This is a genomic window from Burkholderia sp. Ac-20345, assembly GCF_017104825.1.
Taxonomy (GTDB): Bacteria; Pseudomonadota; Gammaproteobacteria; order Burkholderiales; family Burkholderiaceae; genus Burkholderia; species Burkholderia lata_B.
In genome coordinates this window covers 1-8166 of the sequence record NZ_JAAGPO010000308.1, presented here as the reverse complement: position 1 = coordinate 8166, position 8166 = coordinate 1, and the positions used below count along the sequence as shown (strand labels likewise).

Below are 8166 nucleotides of genomic sequence, written 5' to 3'. Positions count from 1 at the left end.
TCGTGTTTCTCAGCAGCGCTGCGTTTTCAGCAGCAGAGAAGCGAGATTATGAACCGTGTTTCGCAGATCGTCAACAACTTTTTTCACTACATCGTTGCGACCGCGGGGCTCAACTTCCAGGCCAGCTAAGCGCACCAGACTTCAGCACATCGCCAACCCTGCTTCCCTCTTCCGCGCCGCGTTTCCGTTAGCGCGAAAGAGGCGTGATTCTAAGCACCCGCCCCCAACTACGCAAGCCCCTTTGTGAAAATATTTTGAAAAAGCCCCCGTGCGCTGCCGCGCACGGGGGCTTCGGGCTCGACGGACCGCGTGGCGCCGGCGACACCGATACCTACCAGCGGCCAGCCAACTACCCAAGGAGCCCAATCAGCGGTGCTTGAACACCGGCTTCCGTTTTTCGACGAATGCCGCCATCCCTTCCTTCTGGTCTTCGGTCGCGAACAGCGAATGGAACAGCCTCCGCTCGAAGTGGACGCCTTCAGCCAGCGTCGTCTCGTACGCACGGTTCACCGACTCCTTGACCATCATGACCGCCGGCAACGAAAACTCGGCGATCGTCGTCGCAGCGGCAATCGCTTCGTCGAGCATTGTGTCGGCCGGCAGCACGCGCGACACGAGCCCCGCGCGCTCCGCTTCGGCAGCATCCATGAAACGGGCGGTCAGGCACATGTCCATCGCCTTCGCCTTCGACACCGCGCGCGGCAGACGCTGCGTGCCGCCCGCACCCGGCATGACGCCCAGCTTGATTTCCGGCTGGCCGAACTTGGCCGTATCCGCCGCGAAGATGATGTCGCACATCATGGCCAGCTCGCAGCCGCCGCCCAGCGCAAAACCCGAAACCGCGGCAATGATCGGCTTGCGGATCTCGCGGACCGTCTCCCAGTTGCGCGTGATGTAGTCGCCCCGGTAGACATCCATATAGGAGTAGGTCGCCATCATGCCGATGTCCGCGCCAGCCGCGAACGCCTTCTCACTCCCGGTCACGACGATCGCGCCGATGCCGTCGTCCGCATCGAACGCCTTCAGCGCGTCACCCAGTTCATCCATCAGCGCATCGTTCAGCGCATTCAGCGCCTTCGGACGGTTCAGCGTAACCAACCCGACACGCCCCCGGGTCTCCACCAGGATGTTCTCGTAAGCCATCTATTTCTCCTCGATCAATGAAATGAGAAACGCCTCGCACATGCGAATAGTTTGATGCTACCATTCTCCGACCAACCGGTCGGTTAATTAATCGATCCAACCCCTCTCAACGTCCATCAGGCTGCCGCCATGACCCATGCACTGTTCACGAAGCACGAAGACACGCTGAAGCACGCACTCGCCGCCATCGAGAGCCGCGGGTACTGGAGCCCGTTCGCCGAAATGCCGAGCCCCAAAGTGTACGGGGAAAGCGCGAACGCAGATGGCGAGGCCGCGTTCAAGTCGCACCTCGACAAGACGTTCGCGCTCGACCAGCCGGCGTCCGGAGAAACGGTCGGCGCAGAGCGGTCGCCGTATGGCATTGCACTGGGCATCCGGTATCCGAAGTCGACGCCCGACGAGCTGATCGCCGCCGCTGCCGTCGCGCAGCGCTCCTGGCGAGAAGCCGGCCCGAGCGCCTGGGTCGGCGTCAGCCTCGAAATCCTCGCGCGCCTGAATCGCGCCAGCTTCGAGATCGCCTACGGCGTGATGCACACCACGGGGCAGGCATTCATGATGGCGTTCCAGGCCGGCGGCCCGCACGCGCAAGATCGTGCGCTCGAAGCAGTCGCCTATGCATGGGACGAACTGCGCCGCATCCCGGCCGACGCGCACTGGGAAAAGCCGCAAGGCAAGAACCCGCCGCTCGCGATGCACAAGCGCTACACGATCGTCCCGCGCGGCACGGGGCTCGTGCTCGGCTGCTGCACGTTCCCGACCTGGAACGGCTACCCGGGCCTCTTCGCCGATCTGGCAACCGGTAACACCGTGATCGTCAAACCGCATCCGGGCGCGATCCTGCCCCTCGCGATCACCGTCCGGATCGCTCGCGACGTACTGCGCGAAGCCGGTTTCGATCCGAACGTCGTCACGCTCCTCGCGACCGAACCCAACGACGGCGCGCTCGTTCAGGATCTCGCGCTGCGCCCTGAAATCAAGCTGATCGACTTCACCGGCAGCACGCAAAACGGTACGTGGCTCGAACGCCATGCCCATCAGGCACAGGTCTATACCGAGAAGGCCGGCGTCAACCAGATCGTGATCGACTCGACCGATGACCTGAAGGCCGCCGCCAAGAACATCGCGTTCTCGCTGGCGCTGTACTCCGGCCAGATGTGCACGGCGCCGCAGAACATCTACGTGCCGCGCGACGGCATCCGGACGGCGGACGGCCATGCAAGCTTCGACGAGGTCGCACAGGCAATCGCCGTTGCCGTGCAAAAACTGACCGGCGACCCGGCACGCTCGGTCGAACTGATCGGCGCAATCCAGAACGAAGGCGTGACCGCACGTATCGACGACGCCCGCCAGCTCGGCCGCGTGCTCGCCGACAGCCTTACCCTCCAGCACCCTGCGTTCCCCGATGCCCGCGTGCGCACGCCGCTCGTGCTGCAACTCGACGTGGCCGATCGCGAGAAATTCACGCAGGAATGGTTCGGTCCGATCTCGTTCGTGATCGCGACCGACTCGACCGCACAATCGCTCGACCTCGCCGGGGAAATCGCAGCGGAACATGGCGCGCTGACGCTCTCCGTCTACAGCACCGACGATGCGATCGTCGACGCCGCCCACGATGCGGCGGTGCGCGGTGGCGTCGCGCTGTCGATCAACCTGACGGGCGGTGTGTTTGTGAACCAGTCGGCAGCGTTCTCGGATTTCCACGGCACGGGCGCGAACCCGGCAGCCAACGCGGCGCTGGCTGATCCGGCGTTCGTCGCCAACCGGTTCCGCGTGGTGCAAAGCCGCGTCCATGTTGCGCCGAAAGCGGCCCCCGCGGAAGCCGGCCAACCGGCATAACCCGAATGGTCGACGTGCAAACGCCGCCACGTTCTCTACCATGAACGAATCCGCCACCCGGCGGGTTCGTTGCTCATCGATACGCCCATGACAGACGCCTATATCTGCGACGCGATTCGCACCCCCATCGGCCGCTACGGCGGCGCCCTGAAAGATGTCCGCGCCGACGACCTCGGTGCGGTACCGCTCAAGGCGCTCGTCGAGCGCAACCGCGACGTCGACTGGACGGCGATCGACGACGTGATCTACGGCTGTGCAAACCAGGCCGGCGAAGACAATCGAAACGTCGCACGCATGTCGGCGCTGCTCGCGGGCCTGCCGACCGACGTGCCCGGCACGACGCTGAACCGGCTGTGTGGCTCCGGGATGGACGCGGTCGGCACGGCCGCGCGCGCGATCAAGGCTGGCGAGGCGCGCCTGATGATCGCGGGCGGCGTCGAGAGCATGACGCGTGCACCGTTCGTGATGGGCAAGGCCGCGAGCGCGTTCGCGCGCCAGGCCGACATCTTCGACACGACGATCGGCTGGCGCTTCATCAATCCGCTGATGAAACAGCTGTACGGCGTCGATTCGATGCCCGAGACGGCCGAGAACGTCGCGGTCGACTACAACATCAGCCGCGCCGACCAGGACCTGTTCGCGCTGCGCAGCCAGCAGAAGGCCGCGCGTGCGCAGCAGGACGGTACGCTTGCCGACGAAATCGTTGCGGTCACGATTCCGCAGAAGAAAGGCGATCCGCTGGTCGTCTCGCGCGACGAGCATCCGCGCGAGACGTCGCTCGAAGCGCTCGCGAAGCTGAAAGGCGTCGTGCGCCCGGACGGCTCGGTGACGGCCGGCAACGCATCGGGCGTCAACGACGGTGCGTGCGCGCTGCTGCTCGCCAATGCTCAGGCGGCCGACCAATACGGCCTGCGCCGCCGCGCACGCGTGATCGGCATGGCAACAGCCGGCGTCGCACCGCGCGTGATGGGCATCGGGCCCGCACCCGCCACGCAGAAACTGCTGCGCCAGCTCGGCATGACCATCGACCAGTTCGATGTGATCGAACTGAACGAGGCGTTTGCGTCGCAAGGTCTCGCGGTGCTGCGCATGCTCGGCGTCGCGGATGACGATCCGCGCGTGAACCCGAACGGCGGTGCGATCGCATTGGGCCATCCGCTCGGCGCATCGGGCGCCCGGCTCGTGACCACGGCGCTCCACCAACTCGAGCGTACGGGCGGCCGCTTTGCGCTCTGTACGATGTGCATTGGCGTCGGTCAGGGTATCGCGCTCGCGATCGAACGCGTGTAACCCACGCACCGCGCGCCTATAACGAAGTCATGAAGGAGATACTGCATGTCCTATCAGGCGATTCAGCTGGATATCGATCACGCGTCGAACGTGGCCACGATTACCCTCAACCGCCCCGACAAGCTGAACAGCTTTACGCGGGCGATGCATCGCGAGCTGCAGTCCGCGCTCGATGATGTCGAGGCGGCCGGCGCGCGCGCGCTGATCCTGACCGGTGCGGGGCGCGGCTTCTGCGCGGGCCAGGACCTGGCCGATCTCGACTTCACGCCGGGCGCGTCCACCGACCTCGGCACGCTGATCGACGAGCACTTCAATCCGCTGATCCGTCGCCTGCAGCGTCTGCCGATTCCGGTGATCGCCGCCGTCAACGGCACGGCAGCCGGCGCCGGCGCGAATCTCGCGCTCGCGTGCGATCTCGTGTTCGCCGCCCGCTCGAGCAGCTTCATCCAGGCCTTCGTCAAGATCGGGCTCGTACCCGATTCGGGCGGCACGTGGTTCCTGCCGCAACGTGTCGGCATGGCACGCGCGCTGGGGCTCGCACTGACCGGCGACAAGCTCGGGGCCGAACAGGCCGAGCAATGGGGCTTGATCTGGCGCGCGGTCGATGACGACACCCTCGCTGCGTCAGCCCGCCAGCTCGCCACCCAGCTCGCGCAGCAGCCGACGCTCGCGATCGCATCGATCAAGCAATCGATGCGCGCCAGCGTCACGAACACGCTCGACCAGCAACTCGACGTGGAACGCGACCTGCAGCGCAAGCTCGGCCAGTCGCACGACTATTCGGAAGGCGTGAAGGCATTCATCGAGAAGCGCGCGCCACGCTTCGAGGGCCGTTGACATGACGCACGCCACTGCCACACTCGACCCCGATTCGCTCGCCCGCGCCACCGCGCGGGCCATGTACGACGCCGACGCATGCAGCCGCGCGTTCGGGATGGAAATCGCCGAAGTACGCGCCGGCTACGCGCGCCTGCAGATGCGCGTGCGGCCCGAATTCCTGAACGGGCATCAGACCTGCCACGGCGGGATCATCTTCACGCTGGCCGATTCGACGTTCGCGTTCGCGTGCAACTCGTACAACGTGAACACCGTCGCGGCCGGCTGCTCGATCGAATTCCTGCGCCCCGTGCACGGCGACGACGTGCTGACGGCCGAGGCGATCGAGCAGGCGCGCGCCGGCCGCCAAGGCATCTACGACATCCGCGTCACGAACCAGACCGGCGAAACCGTCGCGATGTTTCGCGGCAAGTCCGCCCAGATCAAGGGCACGGTCATTCCGGAAGACCGCTGACGTCGACGGCTCGCACATAACAAACACTGGAGACATGCATGACTACCCCGCTACCGCTCGAGCCGATCGAGACCGCCTCACGCGACGAGCTGACCGCGCTGCAACTCGAGCGCCTCAAGTGGTCGCTCCGGCATGCGTATGAGCACTCCCCCGTCTATCGTCGCAAGTTCGACGACGCGGGTGTCCACCCGGACGACCTGAAGACGCTCGCCGACCTGTCGCGCTTCCCGTTCACGACGAAGAGCGACCTGCGCGACAGTTACCCGTTCGGGATGTTCGCGGTGCCGCAGGACCAGATCTCGCGCATTCATGCGTCGTCGGGCACGACCGGCAAGCCGACGGTCGTCGGCTATACGGCCGGCGACATCGACACATGGGCGAATCTCGTCGCGCGCTCGATCCGCGCCGCCGGTGCGCGCCGCGGCGACAAGGTGCACGTCAGCTACGGCTACGGCTTGTTCACGGGCGGGCTCGGCGCGCACTACGGCGCCGAACGCGCGGGGCTGACAGTGATCCCGTTCGGTGGCGGCCAGACCGAGAAGCAGGTACAACTGATCCAGGATTTCCGGCCCGACATCATCATGGTGACGCCGAGCTACATGCTGTCGATCGCCGACGAAATCGAGCGCCAGGGCCTCGATCCCGTGCAGAGTTCGCTGCGCATCGGCATCTTCGGCGCGGAACCCTGGACCAACGACATGCGCGTCGCGATCGAGCAGCGGATGGGCATCGACGCGGTCGACATTTACGGGCTGTCCGAAGTGATGGGCCCCGGCGTCGCGTCCGAATGCGTCGAGACCAAGGACGGCCCGACCATCTGGGAAGACCACTTCTATCCGGAGATCATCGATCCCGAAACCGGCGAAGTGCTTCCGGACGGTGAACTCGGCGAACTCGTCTTCACGTCGCTGACGAAGGAGGCGCTGCCGATCGTCCGCTACCGGACCCGCGACCTCACGCGGCTGTTGCCCGGCACTGCCCGCACGATGCGCCGGATGGAGAAGATCACGGGTCGTTCGGACGACATGATGATCGTGCGCGGCGTCAATGTGTTCCCGACGCAAATCGAGGAGCAGTTGCTCAAGCAGCGCGCGCTCGCACCGCACTATCAGATCGTGCTGACGAAGGAAGGCCCGCTCGACGTGCTGACGCTCAACGTCGAGCCTTGCCCCGAGACCGCGCCCGATACGGCGGCGATCCATGCGGCAAAACAGGCGCTCGCATACGACATCAAGTCGCTGATCGGCGTGACGGCCGTGATCAACGTGCTGCCCGTGAACGGGATCGAGCGTTCGGTCGGCAAGGCGCGACGCGTCGTCGACAAGCGCAAGGGCTGACGACAATCGCCGCGCGTGCGTTACGTGCGGTGAGTCCGTGGCTGCAAATGAAACAGCCCGATCGGCCAACGCCGATCGGGCTGTTTCATTCCAGGACGCCGTTGGGGCAACCGCCGACGCGACAGGCGCATCACGAAAACTGACACCGCACTCGCTCACTCACGATCAGGGCAACGCACACCATCGCGCCCACGAATGCCGCGCCTGATGCATTGTCGGCGCCGCCAGCAACCCGCGCGCCGCCTCACATCACGAATTCGGGAACAGCAGCCACATCCGGCCGACCTGCTTCATCCGCCCGGCCTGATCGCCTGCGTCGTCGCCGAGCCCCCAGAAATAGTCGGCCCGCACGCCGCCCTTGATCGCGGAGCCCGTATCCTGCGCGAACACGAGCCGGTTCATCGGCGTATTCGTCAACGGGCGCGTGGTCTGCAGGAACACGGGCGTGCCGAGCGGGATCGACGACGGATCGACGGCGATCGAACGCTCCGGCGTCAGCGGCACGCCGAGCGCGCCGATCGGGCCGTCCGCGCCGCCGTGCGGCGCATCTTCCTTGGTCGGCATGTCGCGGAAGAACACGAACCGCGGGTTCGTGTCGAGCAACGCGTCGACGCGGGTCGGGTTCGCCTTTGCCCACGCCTTGATGCCCTGCATCGTCGCCTGAGCGGGTGTCAGCTCGCCGCGATCGAGCAGCCACTTGCCGATCGAGCGGTACGGCTGGTTGTTGGTGCCGCCGAAGCCGACCCGCATCACCGAGCCGTCGTCGAGCAGCACGCGCCCCGAGCCCTGCACTTGCAGGAAGAACGCTTCGATCGGGTCGTCGACCCACACGAGTTCGTTGCCGTTCAGGATGCCGGCGCGTTCGAGCTGCGCGCGTGCCGGCAGCGCGGCGCCCGCGCGATAACCGGCCGGCCAGCGATAAAGCGCGTACTGATACGGACCGCGACGCACGCGCGAACCATGCAGCAGCGGCTCGTAATAGCCGGTCACGAGCCCGTCGAGCGTACCGTCGGTGTTCGCAAGCTGGAACGGCGTGAAATACGTTTCGAAGAACGTACGTGCGCTGCTGACGTCGAGCTCGTCGAGCCGGTCGGCAGCCGCGCAAGCACGCGCCCAGGCCGGCTGGCGCGCGAGCCGCACGCAGTTCTGCCGCAGCGCGGCCGTCGCGCCGATCAGCGAATCGTCCTGCCAGCCCGGCACTTGCTGCCACGCAACCGGCGTGAGCCGCTTCGCGGCCACCTGACCCGGCACGATCGCCGTGCCGGTCGG

Annotated in this window: 7 protein-coding genes; 5 read left to right on the top strand and 2 right to left on the bottom strand. The window is 66.0% G+C overall.

The features are described 5' to 3' along the window. Positions 1-366 precede the first annotated feature (366 nt). Positions 367-1143 (bottom strand): enoyl-CoA hydratase, encoded by a 777-nt coding sequence (locus G3O06_RS45105; protein WP_205819948.1) that lies wholly within the window; start codon positions 1141-1143, stop codon positions 367-369. Between the two features lie 129 nt (positions 1144-1272). On the opposite strand from G3O06_RS45105, the gene paaN reads away from it, so the two are divergent. From paaN to paaK, 5 genes are all read left to right on the top strand, one after another. Continuing rightward, a complete protein-coding gene (gene paaN / locus G3O06_RS45100; protein ID WP_205819947.1) occupies positions 1273-2979 on the top strand; it encodes a phenylacetic acid degradation protein PaaN in 1707 nt (568 codons plus the stop codon). Positions 2980-3066: 87 nt separating this feature from the next. Continuing rightward, on the top strand, positions 3067-4269 hold the full coding sequence (gene pcaF / locus G3O06_RS45095) for a 3-oxoadipyl-CoA thiolase (RefSeq protein WP_205819946.1): 1203 nt from the start codon (positions 3067-3069) through the stop codon (positions 4267-4269). Positions 4270-4314: 45 nt separating this feature from the next. After that, on the top strand, positions 4315-5106 hold the full coding sequence (gene paaG / locus G3O06_RS45090; RefSeq protein ID WP_174917366.1) for a 2-(1,2-epoxy-1,2-dihydrophenyl)acetyl-CoA isomerase PaaG: 792 nt from the start codon (positions 4315-4317) through the stop codon (positions 5104-5106). A 1-nt stretch (position 5107) separates the two neighbouring features. Beyond that, the gene (gene paaI, locus G3O06_RS45085) at positions 5108-5560 is read left to right on the top strand and encodes a hydroxyphenylacetyl-CoA thioesterase PaaI (RefSeq protein ID WP_174917367.1); all 453 of its coding nucleotides are present in this window, start codon (positions 5108-5110) and stop codon (positions 5558-5560) included. Positions 5561-5598: 38 nt separating this feature from the next. After that, positions 5599-6897, top strand: a complete 1299-nt coding sequence (gene paaK, locus G3O06_RS45080; RefSeq protein ID WP_175004887.1) for a phenylacetate--CoA ligase PaaK — start codon at positions 5599-5601, stop codon at positions 6895-6897. Between the two features lie 249 nt (positions 6898-7146). Here paaK and G3O06_RS45075 read toward each other — a convergent pair. Then, positions 7147-8166: MltA domain-containing protein (locus G3O06_RS45075; RefSeq protein ID WP_205819945.1), on the bottom strand; the 1020-nt coding region annotated here is incomplete at its 5' end.

Bases quoted from the DNA above. Each gene is read 5' to 3' on its own strand.
- paaN (WP_205819947.1), top strand. From the start codon at position 1,273: ATGACCCATGCACTGTTCACGAAGCACGAAGACACGCTGAAGCACGCA.
- pcaF (WP_205819946.1), top strand. From the start codon at position 3,067: ATGACAGACGCCTATATCTGCGACGCGATTCGCACCCCCATCGGCCGC.
- paaK (WP_175004887.1), top strand. From the start codon at position 5,599: ATGACTACCCCGCTACCGCTCGAGCCGATCGAGACCGCCTCACGCGAC.
- G3O06_RS45105 (WP_205819948.1), bottom strand. From the start codon at position 1,143: ATGGCTTACGAGAACATCCTGGTGGAGACCCGGGGGCGTGTCGGGTTG.
- paaI (WP_174917367.1), top strand. From the start codon at position 5,108: ATGACGCACGCCACTGCCACACTCGACCCCGATTCGCTCGCCCGCGCC.
- paaG (WP_174917366.1), top strand. From the start codon at position 4,315: ATGTCCTATCAGGCGATTCAGCTGGATATCGATCACGCGTCGAACGTG.